This window comes from Lysinibacillus zambalensis, assembly GCF_040183165.1.
GTDB lineage: Bacteria > Bacillota > Bacilli > Bacillales_A > Planococcaceae > Lysinibacillus > Lysinibacillus zambalensis.
This window is the reverse complement of the sequence record NZ_JBEGDG010000004.1, coordinates 101,904-121,913: the sequence shown is the minus strand read 5'-3', so window position 1 is coordinate 121,913 and position 20,010 is coordinate 101,904. Positions and strand designations below refer to the sequence as shown.

17 protein-coding genes and 1 other annotated feature are annotated in these 20,010 nt (G+C 36.5%); of the genes, 8 read left to right on the top strand and 9 right to left on the bottom strand.

All coding sequences use genetic code 11. The features are described from left to right. Positions 1-87: 87 nt before the first annotated feature. The gene (gene ezrA / locus ABNX05_RS07705) at positions 88-1,788 is read right to left on the bottom strand and encodes a septation ring formation regulator EzrA (protein WP_349659189.1); all 1,701 of its coding nucleotides are present in this window, start codon (positions 1,786-1,788) and stop codon (positions 88-90) included. Positions 1,789-1,977: 189 nt separating this feature from the next. Here ezrA and hisJ point away from each other — a divergent pair, with 189 nt between their 5' ends. Both hisJ and ABNX05_RS07695 read left to right on the top strand, forming a co-directional pair. Next, positions 1,978-2,775 carry a histidinol-phosphatase HisJ gene (gene hisJ / locus ABNX05_RS07700; protein ID WP_349659188.1) on the top strand — a complete coding sequence of 266 codons (798 nt, stop codon included), beginning with the start codon at positions 1,978-1,980 and terminating at the stop codon, positions 2,773-2,775. A 20-nt stretch (positions 2,776-2,795) separates the two neighbouring features. Then, positions 2,796-3,275 (top strand): GAF domain-containing protein, encoded by a 480-nt coding sequence (locus tag ABNX05_RS07695; RefSeq protein WP_349659187.1) that lies wholly within the window; start codon positions 2,796-2,798, stop codon positions 3,273-3,275. A 186-nt stretch (positions 3,276-3,461) separates the two neighbouring features. Here the strand turns inward: ABNX05_RS07695 and ABNX05_RS07690 are convergent, their stop codons facing one another. Beyond that, positions 3,462-5,339: a sensor domain-containing diguanylate cyclase gene (locus ABNX05_RS07690; protein ID WP_349659186.1), complete on the bottom strand. Its 1,878-nt coding sequence runs from the start codon at positions 5,337-5,339 to the stop codon at positions 3,462-3,464. A 459-nt stretch (positions 5,340-5,798) separates the two neighbouring features. On the opposite strand from ABNX05_RS07690, the gene rpsD reads away from it, so the two are divergent. Further along, positions 5,799-6,401, top strand: a complete 603-nt coding sequence (gene rpsD, locus ABNX05_RS07685; protein ID WP_134021933.1) for a 30S ribosomal protein S4 — start codon at positions 5,799-5,801, stop codon at positions 6,399-6,401. 433 nt (positions 6,402-6,834) lie between these two features. Here the strand turns inward: rpsD and ABNX05_RS07680 are convergent, their stop codons facing one another. From ABNX05_RS07680 to ABNX05_RS07660, 5 genes are all read right to left on the bottom strand, one after another. Next, complete coding sequence (locus ABNX05_RS07680; RefSeq protein WP_349659185.1) at positions 6,835-7,122, bottom strand: hypothetical protein; 288 nt, start codon at positions 7,120-7,122, stop codon at positions 6,835-6,837. Then, positions 7,122-7,421, bottom strand: a complete 300-nt coding sequence (locus ABNX05_RS07675; RefSeq protein WP_142509789.1) for a DUF2089 family protein — start codon at positions 7,419-7,421, stop codon at positions 7,122-7,124. The genes ABNX05_RS07680 and ABNX05_RS07675 overlap by 1 nt, the downstream gene beginning before the upstream one ends. A 454-nt stretch (positions 7,422-7,875) precedes the next feature. Next, on the bottom strand, positions 7,876-8,292 hold the full coding sequence (gene arr, locus ABNX05_RS07670; RefSeq protein ID WP_349659184.1) for an NAD(+)--rifampin ADP-ribosyltransferase: 417 nt from the start codon (positions 8,290-8,292) through the stop codon (positions 7,876-7,878). Between the two features lie 167 nt (positions 8,293-8,459). Next, positions 8,460-9,290, bottom strand: a complete 831-nt coding sequence (locus ABNX05_RS07665) for a CPBP family glutamic-type intramembrane protease (RefSeq protein WP_349659183.1) — start codon at positions 9,288-9,290, stop codon at positions 8,460-8,462. Positions 9,291-9,293: 3 nt separating this feature from the next. After that, on the bottom strand, positions 9,294-9,881 hold the full coding sequence (locus ABNX05_RS07660) for a TetR/AcrR family transcriptional regulator (protein WP_349659182.1): 588 nt from the start codon (positions 9,879-9,881) through the stop codon (positions 9,294-9,296). Between the two features lie 179 nt (positions 9,882-10,060). Between ABNX05_RS07660 and ABNX05_RS07655 the strand changes: the two genes are divergently transcribed. The 3 genes from ABNX05_RS07655 (at position 10,061) to ABNX05_RS07645 (ending at position 12,957) form a co-directional block, all read left to right on the top strand. Further along, positions 10,061-10,423 carry a hypothetical protein gene (locus ABNX05_RS07655; RefSeq protein WP_349659181.1) on the top strand — a complete coding sequence of 121 codons (363 nt, stop codon included), beginning with the start codon at positions 10,061-10,063 and terminating at the stop codon, positions 10,421-10,423. Between the two features lie 396 nt (positions 10,424-10,819). After that, positions 10,820-12,025 (top strand): iron-containing alcohol dehydrogenase, encoded by a 1,206-nt coding sequence (locus ABNX05_RS07650; protein WP_349659180.1) that lies wholly within the window; start codon positions 10,820-10,822, stop codon positions 12,023-12,025. A gap of 122 nt (positions 12,026-12,147) precedes the next feature. Further along, positions 12,148-12,957, top strand: a complete 810-nt coding sequence (locus tag ABNX05_RS07645; protein WP_349659309.1) for a cobalamin-binding protein — start codon at positions 12,148-12,150, stop codon at positions 12,955-12,957. Positions 12,958-13,256: 299 nt separating this feature from the next. On the opposite strand, the gene ABNX05_RS07640 is transcribed toward ABNX05_RS07645, so the two are convergent. Together ABNX05_RS07640 and tyrS are read right to left on the bottom strand one after the other, a co-directional pair. Beyond that, entirely contained in the window at positions 13,257-13,682 is a 426-nt protein-coding gene (locus ABNX05_RS07640; protein WP_349659179.1) for a hypothetical protein, read from the bottom strand. Between the two features lie 430 nt (positions 13,683-14,112). Further along, the gene (gene tyrS / locus ABNX05_RS07635; RefSeq protein WP_349659178.1) at positions 14,113-15,381 is read right to left on the bottom strand and encodes a tyrosine--tRNA ligase; all 1,269 of its coding nucleotides are present in this window, start codon (positions 15,379-15,381) and stop codon (positions 14,113-14,115) included. A 73-nt stretch (positions 15,382-15,454) separates the two neighbouring features. Next, positions 15,455-15,658 (bottom strand) — a binding site (T-box leader). A 102-nt stretch (positions 15,659-15,760) separates the two neighbouring features. Between tyrS and ABNX05_RS07630 the strand changes: the two genes are divergently transcribed. Continuing rightward, positions 15,761-18,892 carry a transglycosylase domain-containing protein gene (locus tag ABNX05_RS07630; protein ID WP_349659177.1) on the top strand — a complete coding sequence of 1,044 codons (3,132 nt, stop codon included), beginning with the start codon at positions 15,761-15,763 and terminating at the stop codon, positions 18,890-18,892. Between the two features lie 96 nt (positions 18,893-18,988). After that, positions 18,989-19,870: an NAD-dependent epimerase/dehydratase family protein gene (locus ABNX05_RS07625; protein WP_349659176.1), complete on the top strand. Its 882-nt coding sequence runs from the start codon at positions 18,989-18,991 to the stop codon at positions 19,868-19,870. The last annotated feature ends 140 nt before the right edge of the window (positions 19,871-20,010 follow it).

Genomic DNA, 20,010 nt, shown 5'->3' with positions numbered 1-20,010 from the left:
GCGCTTACTTCGCACCTTAATAAAAAGCTGTCTAAAAAGTAATACTATACCTTTTAGACAGCTGCTGTAATTTCTTATTATACTTGACTATTTTGACATTGTTTCTTCTGCCACAAGTTCTTGAATTCGCTTTAAAGCACCAGGCTCCATTTCTTCAACTGCTGTTCCAGCCTCTTCTAATGCTTTGGAATAACGGAATTGATTGAAAGATCCTTCTGCTTCTTTTAAACGAGAATTCAATTTTGGATTTGTTGCACGATGACGATTACCGTACTGAATAATGCGCTCAATCAGCATTACATTTTCAATTAATTCATGCGACTTCGCTTTTACATCTTCTACACAAAGTGTTGCGGCATTTAAATTATTATGAACTGTTCCCATGTTGAGAGGCACCTCTTGCAGGCTTTGCATAACTAAATAAATATGCTCTGCTGCCTCATCGAGACGGGCATCCATCTCTTCAGGGATACCCGGAATATTAGCCTTATTCAAAAGACGATCTGTTTCTTGTAATGTTTTCTTTAAGCTTTCTACTTGCGTGCGAGCCTTGTTTTCATCAATTCGTAGCTTCTTCATCGTATTCGACAAATGACCTTGCTCCTCATGAATCCGTTCTAGCTCATCACTAATTTCAATCAATTCTTCCTGCAAACTTGAATATGCAGATTTTTCCTCTCTAACACGCATCGCCAATAAGTCATAGCGACGTTGTAAAGCTTCTAATTGCTTTAATGCAGCTTTTGGAATTTCAGCATCTTTTTCATTTAAGCGATAACTTTGCTGCACAAAGGTTGCTTCATCACTTACTAATCTTGTTGAACTAATAACATTGGTGATTGAGCTTAGTAAACGATCACAATTTTGGTCAACATAATTTTTAGCAATAACCTCTTTTTCAAGAAGATCATAAAAATGATCAATTTCTTCATTTATATCCGTAACACGTGGTTTAACAACATTTAAGTTAAGCTCTGCTAACTCACTTTTTAATGTTACAAATTCTTCTTCAAATTTATTAAGCTCTTCAGTTAGCTCTAAATGTTGTAAATAATAAGATTGATCTTCCATTTCACGCTGGCCACTTCGTAATTCTTGTACCGCGCCTGGAAGCTTCACTTGCAATTCAGTCAAAATTGATGGGACATCATTGATATATTCAAATGTCTGTTGTGATTCTTGGTTTAAACCAATAACAATTTCCCGCGCCTGCAAATAATTCCCTTCACTCGTTAACACATCGAATTCCTCAAACTTTTGAACAAACGTCTCCAGTTTTTTCTCCAGAGCTAGTAATGCTACCCCAAATGAATGTTGGTGCGCTAACAATGTTTTACGTGCAGAGCGATAGTATTCTTTTAATTGTTCAATTTCAATACGATTTTTTTCTTCGCTGCCAATTAATTCATTTAGTTCTTCTAAAATTTTATCTTTATCTTGCTCACATTTTTTAATGTAATCTTCTATCTCACGTTCAATTAATGTTGCTTTATTAAAACGAAGTCTATTGATTTGATCCTCTGCATCAAATAAAAGTGAATCAATTTTTGTCATATGTACATCGATGACTTCATCCCAACTATTACGCCATCGTTCAAACATTTCTTCCGTTTCACCGTTCATGTTTAAAGATTTAACTTTTGAAATTTCCTCATTTATGGGATTGTTTTGTATTTGTGATTTTTCATTTTCAAGTTTAGCAATGATTGTTGTATGTTTTCGTCGCATCATAAATCCTACTATCGCTAAAATTAATAGTAGGATAACTGGAATGATGATATACTCCATCGTAAGCCTCCTATTCTACAATAAACGAATTGGCTAGTTGTATTTATTATATACTATGTTATCGCCTTTTGTACTAAAATTTGAGTGTTTTTTATGTAATTACGCCTTTTAAGAATAACAATAACTTAATTTTTGAACAATATGCACAAATATAGGTGTATTATCCAAAAATATAAAGGAGTGGTATTTATGAAATGGGACGGCCATGTTCATAGCCCATATTGTCCACATGGTACCTCTGATTCATTTAAGCAGTATATAGAAAAAGCAATCTCTCATGATTTCACAGATCTTAGCTTTACAGAACATGCACCATTACCATTGAATTTTGTAGACCCTACACCACAGCAAGACAGTGGTATGAATCCAGAATTTTTAATGCCTTATTTTGAAGAATTACAATGCCTTCAAAAAGAGTACGCACAAGACATTCGCATTCATATAGGTCTAGAGGTCGACTATATTCAAGGCTTTGAACAAGAAACTCGTCAATTTCTTGATACATACGGACACTTTTTAGATGACTCTATTTTATCAGTTCATTTTTTACAATGGGACAATACCTTTGAATGCATAGACTTTTCTCCAGAAAGTTTCATGTCTTTTTCAAAGAAAGTCGGCTCTATTGAACAAGTGTATAATTTATATTACGATACCGTCCTACAATCCATTAAAGCAGATTTAGGACAATACAAGCCTAAGCGCATTGGGCATCCTTCACTTATTCACAAATTCCAATTAGCACATACGGTGAAGATTGATGATTCTGCGCAGATTCGAAAAGTTTTAGATGTAATGAAGGAAGAAGGTTATGAGCTAGATTTAAATAGCGCTGGATTAAGTAAAACACATTGTCAGGAAACTTATCCACCATTTTCCTTCATAAATTATAGTAAATCTATTGGGCTTCCAGTTGTTTTCGGTTCAGATGCTCATACTGTTGCTGATTTGCATCAACATTATAATGTTATATATCCCAAAAAATAATTTTCAAACGAGGTGCTTTTATGTTTTCTCAAATCAATTATGAAGGGCCAATTGCCGAGCAATATAATACGTTGGCCAAACAATTAGATGCCCTACTTACAGGAGAAAGTGATCGCATTGCTAATTTAAGTAACGCTTCTGCATTACTAAATCAGTTTCTGCCGAACATTAACTGGGTTGGTTTTTATGTATTACAAGGAGATCAACTTGTATTAGGGCCATTCCAAGGCTTACCTGCATGCGTCAGAATACCAATTGGACGTGGTGTATGTGGAACAGCAGTAAGTAAAGAAGAAACAATGGTCGTAAAAGACGTACACGACTTCCCTGGCCATATTGCCTGCGACGCCGCTTCTCAATCCGAAATCGTGATTCCCTTGAAAAAAGAAGGAGAGGTCATCGGTGTTCTTGATATCGATAGTCCAATCGTTAATCGCTTTTCTAAGGAAGATCAAGATGGATTAGAGTTATTCGTAGAAACCTTACTCTCCCATTTATAAAAAAAATACCCTGAAATGATTTATTATCATTTCAGGGTATTTCATTGTAAAAAGATGACTAACGTTTTATTTCGTGAAGTCGATTTTCATTCTAAGCACTTTCCTTGTGGCGTCCGATGAGCCACAATTCCGAAAGAGTTGTCCACCCTCCACCGAGATGTCATCCCTAATTTTAGGAGCGAGTTATTAATTTATTTTATACGGTCGATCATGCATACAAAATCGATTTTTACCACTATTTTTCGCTTCATAGAGCGCTGTATCTGCATGCAGGAAAACAGATTGGAACGCTGGACGATACAGTTCATCCCACGTTATGAGACCTGCTGAAATTGTCACCCGAGGATCTGTTGTATTTGGAATTACTGCAACAATTTCTTCAGCCAATTCGATTGCTTCTTTCTCATCAATATTCGGAACATACACAGACATTTCCTCTCCACCCCAGCGTGCACAAATACCACGAGCCCCAATCATTTCTTTTAACTGCACCGCAATTTGCATAAGAATCTTATCACCAATTTGATGACCATACGTATCATTCACACGTTTGAAATTATCTATATCAATGAGTAGGAACATCCCTGATTGATCATTAATAAGTGACTTTTCTACATACTTGTCTAAATAACTTCTTGCATACAATTTTGTTAAATGATCTAAATCTACCATTTCCTGGAGTTGGTGTCGTAATATTGAGTTTGCAATTGCTAAAGAAGAGTGATGAATTAATGATTGCATTAACTTAAAGCTATCAAACGAAAAGAAATATGGCTCCTTGTGTAACACAATACTAAAGCCATTAATTTTTTCTTCCATTAAAATCGGGATTGCCATAATTGAACGATATTCAATATGAGTAGGGGTTAAACGGCTGAAATCTGCAATAAATAGTGGATCGTTGGTACTTTTAAAATGTTGTTCAACATGTTTTATAAATGTTTGACCCTTTTCTGTATTAAATAAGGCCGTACTAGCATCCGTCACTTCAAATGTGTCATTATGCTTAAAAGCGAAACAAACTTCCATTGGTTGAAATGATTTCATTAACTGCTTTTGAAGGAAAAGTAACATTTCATTAATGCCTATCCTCATATTTAAACGATGTGATGTTTCATTGATGAGTTGCAAATCACTCACAAGGCGATGTGACTGATGATATAATTTTGCATTTTCAAGCGCATTTCCTGATGTTTGCGCTAGCATTCGTACAAAATCTTTTTCAGTCGTTGAAAAAAGATACGTTGTAGGTGCACTTACTTGTAAAATGCCATAAATAGCTTGTCTTCCTTTAATAGGGGCGTTTAAAACTCGGCAATTCAAATCGCTAGCAAGCTCCGTCGTCAGCTCTCCTGAGACAAAAGCCTCAATAGTCGCAGGCCTTTCAGATAAGTAATCAAAAAGCTTAATATCGATAGTCGTATGGCGGTCTTGATCATTCGATAGTATAAGCTCCACATTAAATTCGGGGAAATTATCCTTAATATTTTTTAAGACGTTTTCTAAAATTAAATCAATATCCATTGTTGAATGAAATAAATCTGTCATGTTATACAATTTTCTATATTGATCTTCATTCACTTTTACTTCATAATTTTCTCTCATCAACTGAAGAACTTTCGTAAGCGTTTCTATACTTTCTTCTCCGTAATTAGAAGTCATAAAGTCTGTCCAAGCATCTGTTGCCTCTACAAGTAGCACACCTATTGGATTTTTGCCTTCTACTTGGAAAAGAACCATATCTGTCATCTTCGAATAGGCTTCTTTTTCTTTCAGTATATAAGGAATTTCCACCATTCTCTGTTGATAAAAACTAGCTTCAATCATTAACCATGACACAGCATTTAGTTTCGTTTCAATTGTTAAAGTAGCCATCTCTTCTACAGGTATTAAAGAATTACCTTCAAAACTGAGGAATGCCATATTTACAATCCCAAAACGCTTCTTTAGACACTGTTCTAATGGGTGAAAATACTCATTTAAACCAGTTTGTTCTTTAGAACTCACCCAAATGCTCAAAACATCTGATTTTATATATTTTAGCGTTTGTAAATGGTCTGTCATGAAATCACCTTTTCTATATAACGTACAAATCAATTACTATTAACTTATTGTATATTATACATAATTTGTGTCATTTTGACTATGTTATTCTGCTTTACTTTTACATTTTACACCGCACACTGTATCATTAACTATTCCAAAATTTCGCACTGTGTCCTGAAAGGAAATATTTACTATAGTTCTTTTTTTGAAAATAGTTTGTGTTATAATTGACGTCTATGTAATAAGCAGTTACAATGAAATTTGTGTAAAATAAACGCAGCAGTGGTATGAGCTTATTACTGTATTTTATTCCTCTATTTTATTTAGGATAACTAAACAGATTCAAATAGATGGTGTATTGTGTAACCTAACGGCTGCATAGGCGAAAATACATGAAAATAAAATGCGTATAAGAATGGGTACTACTGGTTTTTGTTTTACAACAAAAAAACCAAATTTAAAGGAGGAGACAACAATATGTCTCGTTATACAGGTCCATCTTGGAAATTATCACGTCGTCTTGGTATCTCACTAAGCGGTACAGGTAAAGAAATCGAAAAACGCCCTTACGCACCAGGTCAACACGGTCCAAACCAACGTAAAAAATTATCAGAATACGGTTTACAACTTCAAGAAAAACAAAAACTTCGTCACATGTACGGCATGAACGAACGTCAATTCCGTACTCTATTCGACCGCGCTGGTAAAATGAAAGGTGTTCACGGTGAAAACTTCATGGTTCTTCTTGAAACTCGCCTTGACAACCTAGTTTACCGTTTAGGTTTAGCTCGTACTCGTCGTGGATCTCGTCAATTAGTAAACCACGGCCACATCTTAGTAGATGGCAAACGCGTTGATATCCCTTCATACAGCGTAAAACCAGGTCAAACGATTTCTCTTCGTGAAAAATCTCAAAACCTTGCTGTAGTAACAGAAGCAATCGAAGTAAACAACTTCGTACCTGACTACTTAACATTTGACGCTGACAAAAAAGAAGGTACATTCACTCGCCTTCCAGAGCGTTCTGAATTATCAGCTGAAATCAACGAAGCATTCATCGTAGAGTTCTACTCTCGTTAATAAAACTTCGTTGCATTTAGCAACAACACAAAAAGCCTTAGAAACCTTGTTAATTCAAGGATTCCAAGGCTTTTTTCTTTTGTAAAACTTTGCAATTAAATATATAACCCCTTTTGGTTAGGGTTATTTTAGTGTCCGCATGACTGGAGCATACTCATGGTTATACATTAAAAATTATGCTGTTTTCCAAAAGATTGTTGCTGTTAAAAATAAAAGGCAGATTTAATCTACAAAACGTGTAGAAAAAACTCTGCCTTTTTGTTTTGATATTTAATGAATCAAAATTTAACTAAAGCTCCCTGTTAGTGAAATAAACTAAGATATTAAGACTTTACAAAAACTCTTTTTGCCTAAAATTAAGATATTTCATTTTGACTCCACCTATTAAATATTAGTACGACTTATGCGAATAATTAATAACTTCCCATTTTCTCTATTTCATGTCGTGAGTTTTCATTTTATCCAGTTCCTTTTTTCTTTTCTCGTGAATATACTTTCTACCTCCATTCCATTCTGCACATAGGAAAAGTATCCCTAACAATAGATAGAGGATAAAGCCCATATTACTTTCAATATGATTCGTTACAAACAGCCATGTCAAAAACACAATATATGCAACTGGTAAAATTGCTCCCCAATAGATATTGTTCCTAGTTGAAAAGAAGAATTGAACAGCTAAAATACCTGCAATAATAAAAACCCCATAAATACCAAATAACATTATTTCTCATCTCTTTCTTGTTTATATTTTTCAATAATTAATTTTGCATCTGCTACACTTATGCGATCATCAATCGACAGGCTCTTGATAAATTTAATAAATTCCTCGTTTTCTACGGCATCATTCATTTTTATTTTATTGATTAATCTATCAAGTTTAAGTCTTACCGTTGGATACGATACCTCATAAACCTTTGCAATCTCTTTTAAAGAACCTGAATGAAGTACTAAGTTTTTAACAAACTCTAAATCCTCATTTTCCAAGACTAAAATCCAGTTTGGAATATTGTTAATATCCACGTCTATGCCCCCCATTTACTTTTATTAACATAAGTTTAACATAATTATAAATAATGTGAAAATATTTTTTAACTTTATTAAAAATAATATGTTGTTTTTGTTTAATTATAATAAAATGAAAAGAATCCATTTTGAATTAAACTCCTCAAATGGACTCTTTCCTTATCAATTCAACTATGGCTTTTTTTAAATTAAAATTACTTTTTTGGAGTATATCTCAACTGAATCATCACCCCATAGTTTTTAATACATGCAGCGAATAAGTTATCATTGCAAATACCTTTCTTCCTCCACTATACTGCGCCGTTAGTTCAACAAAGAAAAAAGAGCTGCTTACGCAACCCAATTTTCTTCATGTAAATTTACCCATTCCTGTTACAAGCTACTCTACGTTACCTTTTTGTAATTCCCCCGTTAGCTCATGTCTTTGGCGGGAGTTGTAGTAATGTGAGAATCAATCGTATATTACATATTGTCCTTGTTCACTTAACTTTTTTAAAAAAGTAAGCATATGATTTATTTCTTCATCGGAATGTCTTTCCCATGAATTTAATTCAGCTATTATTTTCAAAGGAGATTTAGACCTATAAGAACGTGTTGGGTTTCCAGGAAATCGTTTGTCAGTTACGTTCGGATCATTTTCAAAATCACCTAATGGCTCTACAATATAAATTCTCTCTTTTGAGTTAGATCTTGCTAATTCAGCACCCCATTTAGCCGCGTTCAATGTTGCAGTAAAATATATATGGTTTGATTTTTTATCCTGATAATTGGATAAGTGCAAAGGTTCAAGCAGGTCTCCGATTTTCAGTTCTGCTTTAGTACCATGAAAGAACGGACCGGGATCTAAGATATTTTCTTTGTCATTCATATAAACGCACCCCTTATATTTTTTTGACTTGCGTATAACAGTATAAGGTAAAGAATGGGCGAAAATGTAGTCTATAAATAATTTTCAGATGGGGTTATAATATAAGTAGAGGGTAAGACGTTAACTGTATTCAACCGTTCTTTGCAAGCGAGTTTATAGAACTGGAACTATTTCATTTGCAGTTGATACTTTTTCCGTTTAGTTCGTAATAAAAGCCCGATCAATAGGTAAAGCATTGTAGTAATAATGCCTGCTGTGGGGGAAACAAGGAATTCTTTCCCTTGAGCAATTTTTATATAGCCATCAAGAATTAGTGGATTCACAAGTGCATCTTCTGTCATATGCATAAGGACAAGTGGCCAAATACTTTTCGTCATTAAATAAATTTCTGTATACATTACTGTCCAGCAAATCATCGTCACAATACCTATTAACGCAAATAGCCACCTATTCACAGGAAGCACACTTAGGATATCACTTTCTGATAGGAACACTAAAAAATACGGCATATGCCACGCTCCCCAAACACCACCAACGATACAATACAGCAAAAAATCATTTACTTTTAACGTTAAAAGTTTACTTGTCAAATAACCTCTCCAAACTGATTCCTCAAAAAAGTTTTTAACAAATTGAATCAGTAAACCACCAGCAAAAACTGAAACTAATGTATCTACATTAAAATCCGAAAAATCCATCCAGCCAAATAGATAGCTTACTAACAAAACTATAGAAGTGACGACAGGATAGACTAGGAGCGAGACAATATACCATTTTATGTTATCTTTTAAATTAGGCAATAAGCCTATATCTCGCCAACCATCTCCCGCAAAGACACGTAACAATATAGTTGTCAGCAGCGGAAATACTAACCAAATCCCCATCCCAAGTGTGTCACCTCTAGGCTGTTCAGGGATGAAGCGATCTACAAAAACACCAAGCCAACCACATAGCAAAACAACAACTATAAAGATTATTATGTTGCGTTTAGTTTTCATTTTTCAATCCTCCTCCCTGTTTTCAAGGATTGAAATAATCCACATCGCATCGGGACAAGGAGTCTCGGGATGCAGCGCAACGTATTGAGCGATTCCTTGAATAGAACACCAAAATGCTACTGCAAGCGCTTCAGCATTCCCCTGTTTAATTTCACCTAACAATTGCCCCTTCTCTATTAATGGAATACTCTTTTTCATTAATTTATCTGCTTCCATAAGCATTTCTTTTAAATCTTCCGACAAGGAATCAAGATGTTGTGCATTCTCCATTAGGACAAACATTTTTGCTGCAGATGGGTTTGTACGAATCATGTCAAACAACTCCTCAGCAGCAGCTGTAAAAATAGCTAACGGTGATTCATTAGTAAAACTAAAATCCATCTGAAGTCTTTCACATCCTATGCGAATTAGCTCTTCATAAAGCTTTTCCTTAGAGTCAAAATAATGAAAAAGCAACCCCATGCTCATATTAGCAGCTTTAGCAATATCAGCAACTTTCGTTTCACCATACCCCTTTCGAATAAACAAATCTAATGCAGATTGTAAAATTAAGACCCTTCGTTGTTCTTTTTGTTCATGTCTAATTGACATCTCCCTCACCTCTTTATTGAAAGTACATTCATTGAAATATTATTCAATAAAATTGCAAATATCCCTGAAAAGTGCCTAAAAAATAAAAACTTTAATATTTGATATATCAATGAAAAAGGAACCCTTTTATATTTACGGAAGTCTAAATAGGAAATATTAGAAATTCAAAGGAGGAAATAATGGGGGTTTCTGAACTTACTGTGCTGGTTTTAGTCTATAGTGGCATCATGATTTTTTTCTTAGTTCCCTTTAAAAGCAAGAAAACAAACCGTCCAATTACTTTTAAAGAAAGTCTGCTGCACATCACATTTCATAAAAAAGCTTTACTGGCTCTTCTTCTAATCAACTTTTTATTAGTAGCTATTTGGTTCGGTACTGAGCAGGAGGTATATCATTTTAATGCTCACAGTGGTTATCCTCCAATCAGTTCAGATTCAAAGGCAATTTTCTATATGTGCGCATTACTCGGATATACTGTCATTCTTTATGTAGCTCTCGCATTATGGATTTCCTTAAACAATTTAAAAAGGAGAGTCGAATAATTTTTAAAATACCTATAAAGTATGACGATTTTATGTACTTTAAAATAGTAATTACGGAATTAAAAAACACCATAATCACTACTATTATATTAAAAACAAATATCAGTTATTTACTATTCAACAATCCTTTAAAATAGAACACATTTCCCAAAAATATATTTTACTTTCATAGGAAAACAATTTCCTAAACGTCTTTAATTTAACACTCTTAGACAATTCAACCTTTCATCATATCAAAAACCTATCTATCTTTTTTGTAAAATAATAACATGATTAAAATTAACAATTTTAATAAAAATACGAGTTGAACTTTTACAAGGAATAGAATACTATGAATTTCGAAAGGTGGTTCGCCATCATTCAAGCAATAACAATTATTTTAAAGGGGTTGGAATTATGTCAGACGTTCTAAAGCAATTTGTTATGCCGAAAACAAACTTATTTGGACCTGGAGCAATTCAAGAAGTTGGTAAACGTTTAAATGATTTAGAAGTGAAAAAGACATTAATCGTAACAGATGAGGGCTTACACAAATTAGGTCTCTCTGAACAAATTGCTAACATCATTATAGCTGCTGGAATAGATGTAGCAATTTTCCCGAAAGCAGAACCAAATCCAACAGATCAAAACATTGAAGACGGGATTGCAGTGTATCATGCTGAAAACTGTGATTCAATCGTTTCTCTTGGAGGCGGTAGTGCACACGATGCAGCAAAAGGTATCGGACTTATTGCTTCGAATGGTGGACGCATTCATGATTACGAGGGCGTTGACAAATCACAAAACCCACTGGTTCCTTTAATCGCTATTAACACAACCGCTGGTACAGCAAGTGAAATGACTCGCTTCACAATTATTACGGATACAGCTCGTAAAGTGAAGATGGCCATTGTGGACAAACATGTCACTCCACTACTATCGATTAATGACCCTGAGTTAATGATTGGCTTACCTCCTGCTCTAACGGGGGCTACTGGTTTAGATGCATTAACACATGCAATCGAATCATTTGTGTCGACAAACGCAACACCAATTACTGATGCATGTGCAGAAAAGGTACTTCAGCTAGTTCCTGAATATTTACCACGTGCCTATGCAAACGGTGCAGATTTAGAAGCACGTGAGCAAATGGTTTACGCACAATTTTTAGCAGGTATGGCGTTTAATAATGCATCGCTTGGCTATGTGCATGCAATTGCTCATCAATTAGGTGGTTTCTATAATCTACCACATGGCGTATGTAACGCTATTCTATTGCCACATGTTTGCCGCTTCAACTTAACAGCACGTACTGAGCGTTTTGCGAGAATCGCAGAATTGTTAGGCGAGAACGTTGAAGCGTTAAGTAAACGTGATGCTGCTGAGAAAGCAATTGTAGCAATCGAAAATCTTTCTAGAGATTTGAACATTCCAAGTGGCTTCCGCGAATTAGGTGCGAAGGATGAGGATATTGAAATCTTAGCAAAAAACGCAATGTTAGATGTATGCGCTGCAACAAACCCACGTAAAGCAACTTTAGAAGACATTAAACAAATTATTACAAATGCGATGGGCCCTGTAGCGAAAAAAGAAGAATCACTCGAAGCTATCGCACTTTCTTAATAGTAAACAAAAGGCATGTCTCTTGTAGGCATGCTTTTTTATTGCGGATGGATAACATTCGGGCATTGTATGTGAACCCAACTCTCGCTATACTTTTCTTAAAAAGAATTGGAGATAAGAAGATGCGTTTAATCTCAATTTGTCCGAGTAATACTGAGCTAGTCGCTTATTTAGGCCTGACTGATCAGCTTGTTGGTGTCGATGATTTTTCGGATTGGCCATTAGCAGTAAAAGACTTACCTCAACTTGGCCCTGATTTATCAATTGATATGGATGCATTAGAAGCATTACAGCCTGATCTTGTACTCGCATCCTTAAGTGTCCCAGGCATGGAAAAAAATATTGAAGCGTTACAAGCTAGAAATATTCCCCACATTGTTTTTAATGCCAATTCATTAGAGGAAATCGCACAGGATCTCCATACTTTAGGGAAAGCCTGTGGGGTTGAAGGTCGTGCTAAAGAAATTTCTGAGGAATATTTACAATGTATTGCTCGTCTCCGCACAGTTGCTCAAACGATTCCTAAAAAACCTACTCTTTATTGGGAATGGTGGCCAAATCCTATTTTTACTCCAGGTAACATTAATTGGCTAACTGAAATTAGTGCCATTGCCGGTGGGCAAAATCTGTTTCAGGATGTAGAACTTGCAAGCGTACAAACTGATTGGGCTGATGTAGTAAAGCGTGACCCAGACTATATTATGATGGCTTGGGTAGGAGTTGCCTTCGAGCGTATTCAACCCGCAAATTTATTAAAGCGTTCCCATGCGCAGGAGCTACGTGCCGTTAAAATGAAACAACTCCATGTAACGGAGGAATGGCTTTATTGTCGTCCATCACCACGCCTTTTAGAGGGTGCCTTAAAGCTTGCGAATTTGCTTCACCCCCAAAAATATGAGCACATAAAGCTTCCTAGTTTTTTAGATAGTTAAAAGAAACGGTCAAGGAAGTCTTTGTTAATATTGTAACGCTTTAAATGAGAGTGATTTCCGTCCCAGGCTACTCGCTTTCCCACGGGAGTCGAGTAGCCTTCCACTCCAATCAACAATCGTGTAGAACTTATATAAATTTTATGATTTATAAATGAGATTATGGTTACTCATAATGGAACAGACTAATTAACAGTTAAAGCCATTGTACATCTGTTGCTGTCGATTTGCTTTCGCACCGAAGTTTGTAATAGAAAAGGAAGTAATACCAAGGGTTTGATCCTTGGTATTACTTCCTTTTTCTAATATCTATTTAACAACCTTCTTCTAAATTTTTTTGTAAAAAGTATCTTCGCTATATAAAGAATGCCCGTTAACACTAGTAAAACAATAGACTGCTCGATTGTGATAAGCATAATGTATATCAAATCTCCGTCTACTTCACCGAGAGGCATTTCTTTATTAGGGTCTATTATTAAAATATATGAAACAATAAAGGACAACAATGAAGCTACATAAGCCCAAAGCACATGTTGCCAAAAATTAAGTTTGAATTTACTAAACCAAAGAATAATATTGATAGATGCAATAACTAAAGGGAAAATCGTAATGTTAAACATAAATGATTCAATGGTGTTTCTTAGCATGAATACATAAATGATTGGAATTAAACAAATACCGATAATATTTGTAGTTGCTACAATGAACGAATTTTTGTGTTTATACATTTCCTCACTCTTTTACTTTTTTTGTTTTCATACTACTTAAACGATATATAAAGGTTTTCTCCATTATTTAAGCCGTATTTCTATCAGATTTTATACGCTTTTTGCTGATTTAACAAGGATGTGAAAAATTACATACATCATTTCGGACCGTTAATCTAGAAGACGCTACCAGCATGCTATATGAATTGGTTGACCGTTACGGCTGGGCGACTCCTTCGGGATCAGCGATAGAGGAACGAAGGCTAAGAGCATCACATCCAGTGAAAACGCCTCGTGACCAACATCAAAAGCGGCTCATCGGACGCCCCCAGCCGGAACGGAAATCAACCCCTCGTTTTGCCGAAGAAGAGCCATACTTTATTCAATAGGACAAACAAAACGATAAACATCCCCTCAAATTTGAGGGGATGCCATGATTTGTAGGTTTGAGTTAAACAAACTTTACCATATGGTATTTTTTCTTGCCGCGACGAACAATGCTGAATGCATCTTCTAAACGATCTTTGCTGTCGATGACATATTCTAATTCCGTGACCTTCTCGCCGTTCACGCTAATCGCACCATTTGTTACGTCTTCACGAGCTTGACGTTTTGAAGGAGAAATACCTGCTTCCACAAGTAACTCCACGATATTTTTATCTTCTTTCGCCATTTCAATAGAAGGAACATCTTTAAACGCATCCTTCATTTCATCAGCAGAAAGTGCTTTTAAGTCACCTGAGAATAAAGCAGCTGTAATGCGGATCGCTTGGTCTAATGCTTCTTGACCATGAACTAAACGAGTCATTTCTTCAGCTAGTGCTTTTTGTGCCTTACGTAAATGTGGTTCCTCTTCTACAGATACTGCTAAAGCTTCAATTTCTTCACGAGAAAGGAATGTGAAGATTTTTAAGTATTTTACAACATCAGCATCCGCAGCGTTAATCCAGAATTGGTAGAACTCATATGGAGATGTTTTCTCACTATCTAACCATACAGCGCCACCTGCTGTTTTACCAAATTTCGTACCGTCTGCTTTCGTTACTAACGGAATTGTGATACCAAAAGCTTTTGTCTCTTCCTCATGTGTTTTGCGAATAACTTCTAAACCAGTTGTAATATTCCCCCACTGATCAGAGCCACCAACTTGAATGCGACAGTTGTAATGGTTGTATAAATGATTGTAATCAATACCTTGAATTAATGTATACGCAAACTCAGTAAATGAAATCCCTGTATCAAGGCGTGATGCAATTGTATCTTTTGCTAACATGTAGTTCACGTTAATTAATTTCCCATAATCACGTAAAAACTCAATCGTATTTATATTGCCAATCCAGTCACGGTTATTAACTAACTGAGCACCATTGCCATCTTCTGCAAATTCAAAAATACGCTCTAATTGGCTACGGATACCTTGAACATTTTTATCAATTTGCTCAACAGTTTGTAATTGGCGTTCTTCAGAGCGTCCAGATGGATCTCCAATCATCCCTGTCGCACCACCAACTAATAAAATTGGACGGTGGCCCGCCTTTTGGAATCGACGTAACGTTAAAAGAGGCACAATATGTCCAATATGCATAGAATCCGCAGTTGGATCAACACCGCAGTATAAAGATACAGATTGTTCAGCTAATAATTTGGCCATACCTTCAGCATCAGTTTGTTGGTATAACAATCCGCGCCATTCTAAGTCTTGTAATAAATCGTTCGTCATTTTTACTCCTCCTAAGTGTTTAATAATTCCGTGTAGGGAGAAACAAAAAAGTCCCTACACGCAAAATATTGCATGCAGGGACGTTATAAACTAACGCGGTACCACCCAGCTTGAAGATGTCATCCATCTTCCACTTCATTCAACCGCCTTTATCGCAGGCGCGCACGTCTAAGCTCCAAGCACGTAATTCGTCTCTACATTATGACCAGCTTTCACCAACCGCTGGCTCTCTAAACAGGGAATATAGACACTACTGCAAGCTCTTCTTCGCTAGAAAACTATAAGCATTATTCTAAACGATTCTTTTTCATTGTCAATAATTATGTTCGACCTAAATCAATATGTGCTATAATAGACAAGATTTTAGGGGGTCGATACATTGAAAGATTGGATTGAGAAAATCAATGCAAAGATCGATGATTTAATTCAACAAAAATGGATGAAGAAATTACGTATTTCAGGAAGTGTTGCCTGGAACTTATTTTTACTATTTTTAGTCTTTGCATTGGTAGGCACTGTATTTGCCGGTTCAGTTGGCGCTGGCTATTTTGCTTCACTTGTAAAAGAAGAGCCACTACGCTCTAAGGAAGAATTACGAAAAGAAATTTTCAACTATGATTCAACAAGTGAGATTTATTTTGCCAACGATATTTATATCGGAAAATTACGGACAGATTTAGACCGTCGAGTAACAACATTAAATGCTGTCTCACCTGATGTTGTTAATGCGGTATTAGCGACCGAGGACGAGTATTTCCGTGAACATAACGGAATAGTTCCGAAAGCCGTCATCCGCGGGTTACTTCAAGACGTAACCAACTCTTCCACACAAACAGGTGGTTCTACACTAACACAGCAACTTATTAAAAACCAAGTATTAACAAACGAAGTATCTTATGAACGAAAAGCAAAAGAACTTTTACTTGCGATGCGTTTAGAGCACTTTATGAAAAAGGAAGAAATTTTAGAGGCCTATTTAAACATAATACCTTATGGCCGTAACGCTTCTGGTCGAAATATTGCAGGGGTAGAAACAGCTGCCGAAGGTATTTTCAATGTAAAAGCAAAGGATTTATCGCTTCCTCAAGCAGCGTATATAGCTGGTATACCTCAATCACCTTTTGCTTACACACCTTTCACAAATACAGGTGTACTTAAAAGTAAAGAAGCTCTGCAACCGGGTATTGATCGAATGAAAACTGTACTTTTTCGTATGAAAGACGCAGGTTATATTAACGAAGCTCAATATAAAGAAGCACTTGCTTACGATATCACTGCTGACTTCCGTTCACCGGAGATGCGCGCAGAAGATCGCTACCCATGGCTAACGTATGAGCTTGAAAGTCGAGCAAGAGACATTATTGCGGAAAAACTAGCAGAAGCAGATGGTATTGATCCAGAGCGCTTAAAAAATGAAACAAAATTAAAAGAAAAGTATACGATCTTAGCAGATCGTGATGTCCGCTCAAAAGGTTATCGTATCTATTCAACTATTAATAAAGATATGTACGATTCGATGCAAAGCGCAGCGGAAAACTTTAAAAATTACGGTCATACTTACACTGTTAAAGACAAAGACCCTGTAACAGGTGAAGAAATTGATGTCCAAATGCCTGTACAGGTTGGTAGTATTTTAATTGAAAATACTACTGGACGTATTTTAAGCTTTGTCGGTGGTCGTGATTTTGAATTAAAAAGTTATAACTATGCAACACAGGCAAAACGCTCAAATGGCTCAACAATGAAGCCTTTACTCGTATATGCACCTGCAATAGAATACGGTGTAATCGGTGCAGGTAGCCCATTAGTCGACGTAAAATTCTCGATTGGTAGCTGGAGCCCGAGCAACTATATTACTAGTGATGAACGAGGTCTAATTCCTGCACGTGAGGCATTAGCAGATTCACAAAACTTATCAGCTTTACGACTATATTATAGTATTCTTAACAGACGCCCTGCCGATTATTTAGTAAAGATGGGGATCACAACCCTAAAGCCCGATGACTTCACAAACATTGCAGCTGGTATCGGAGGCGTAAAAGAAGGTATTACTGTTGAAGAGAACACCAATGCCTTTGCAACTTTTGCAAATGGTGGACAATTCATAGACTCTTATATGATTGATAGAATTGAAGACCAAAATGGAAATATCATCTATAAACACGAAGTTAAACCTGAACAAGTATTTAGTCCTGAAACTTCTTATATCATTACAGATATGTTACGAGATGTGCTAACAAAAGGAACAGGTACAGTAGCAAGAAATACATTAAAATTCTCTGCTGACTTTGCCGCTAAAACAGGTACTTCACAAAACTACAAAGACGTGTGGCTAGTTGGTTATAACCCGAATGTTTCTCTTGGTGTATGGATGGGTTATGATAAAAATCAATCACTATATGCATTTAATAATACGTATCAACAACCTAGCGTGCGAATTAACAAGCTATGGGGAACGTTAATGAATTCTGTATATGATGTAGATCCACAGTTAATTGCCCCTAAAAATAGATTTGTGCAACCGAAAAACGTTGTCACTGCATCATTCTGCGGTATTTCTGGTTTAGCGCCATCTGCAGCATGTGCTAATGCTGGTCTCGTGCGCTCTGATTTGTTTAATGCGAAAGTATTTTTACCTTCTCAAGCTGATGATAGCTTAGCTTCTTCAAGCGTTGTTACAATAAAAGGTAAAACCTATAATGCCCTTCCTAGCACACCAGCAGAATTTGTAAAAGCAAGCGGTGCAGGAATTAATCAGGCATTTATTAAACGAATGCTTGGCCCACTTGGCGGTAATCCGGCCAGCCTATTACCAAAAAATTCGACATTAGCGAATTCATCGGTATCAGCTGTCAATTTCCCAGCAGATAGCAATGCACCAGCAGCAGTATCTGCTTCAATTAATGGGAATACATTATCATGGACTGGCTCTTCAAATGATGTAGTCGGTTACCGAATTTATAAAGTAACAAATGGCGAAAGAACCCTTGTTGGATCAGTGCTTGAATCATCACAAAGTATGACGGTAGCAAGTGGTCAAGCCTATGTTGTTGTCGCTGTAGATATTACAGGTTTAACTTCACCGCAATCCAATATCGTTTCTACGGGTGGCGACGCAAGTGAAAAACAACCTGAAAAAGACAAGGAAGAAGAGGTCCCAACAACTACTCCACCGACTGACGGCGATGACTCGGACAAAAATGGAAACGGCTCAGAGAATGGCGATGGGTCTGATGGTAGTAACGGGAACAGCGACGGTTCTGGAAACACCGGGAATGGCTCAAATAACGGCAACGGTTCTGGAAACACTGGAAATGGCTCAAATAACGGCAGCGGTTCCGGAAACACTGGAAATGGCTCAAATAACGGCAGCGGTTCCGGAAACAACGGGAATGGCTCAAGTAACGGCAACGGTTCCGGTGGCACTGGAAATGGCTCAAATAACGGAAACGGCTCTAATGGAGGAAACAACGGAAATATTACTCCGCCGACTGACCCACCTAAACAATAATAAACAGGCAGGCATACTACATTTAAAAAGTAATTGTAGTATGCCTGTTTTTTTGTCATTATATAGGTGACTATAAATTTGAAGGGGTGGAAATAATTGAACATTTTAGTTTTAGGAGGCACTCGCCTCTTTGGTAAAAAACTTGTTGAGCTTTGTCTTCAAAATGGGCATAACGTAACTATTTTAACACGTGGACAAAGTGGAAATCCTTTTGGTACGAAGGTGAAACAGCTATTTGTTAATCGAGATGATGCCAATTCATTGTCACAGGCGCTATCAAGTACTACATGGGACATTGTCTATGATAATATTTGCTACTCTCCGAATGAAGCTCTTAAAATATGTGAAATTTTAGAAGGTAAAACGAAAAAGCTCGTTTTTACATCTACTCTATCCACCTACGAAATAGACGGCAATGTCAAAACAGAAGAAGATTTTAATCCATTTAATTATGAAATTCGAATGGGGAATCGCGAAGATTTTTCATATGGTGAAGGAAAGCGTCTAGCAGAAGCAGTACTTTTCAGAGACGCTACGTTCCCTGTTGTCGCCGTCCGTTTCCCTATTGTTATGGGTGTGAACGACTATACACGCCGTTTACATTTTCATGTTGAACGAATTTTACAGGAACAGCCTATTTCATTGCCAAATATTGAAGCAAAAATGAGCTTTATTACAGATGACGAAGCAGCTGCATTTTTGTATTTTGCTGGCATTACACCAATTGAAGGCCCTTATAACGCAACAGCGGCAGGCGCAATTTCGTTAAAGGATTTACTGGGGCTTATTGAAGAAACAACCGGAAAGCATGCAAAAATTTCTCTGGTAGGTGGCGATGAAATGTCGCAGTCACCATACGGGGTTCCAGCAGATTGGTATATGACAGCTACAAAAGCAGAAGCTGCGGGCTTTACATTTAGTCAACTTCATGATTGGCTCCCTACTCTAGTGAAAACATTAGTAAAAGAGCTGCGATAAAATTTTACTAAACTACCCAATAGTTTGCGGATGGCATTTGTTAAAACGTAAACCATGTAAGTTGATTGGAGTGGAGGCTGAGCGACTCCTTGGGGATCAGCGTCACAGATGAGACCCTGGAGCGAGCAGCGCGAGTGAAG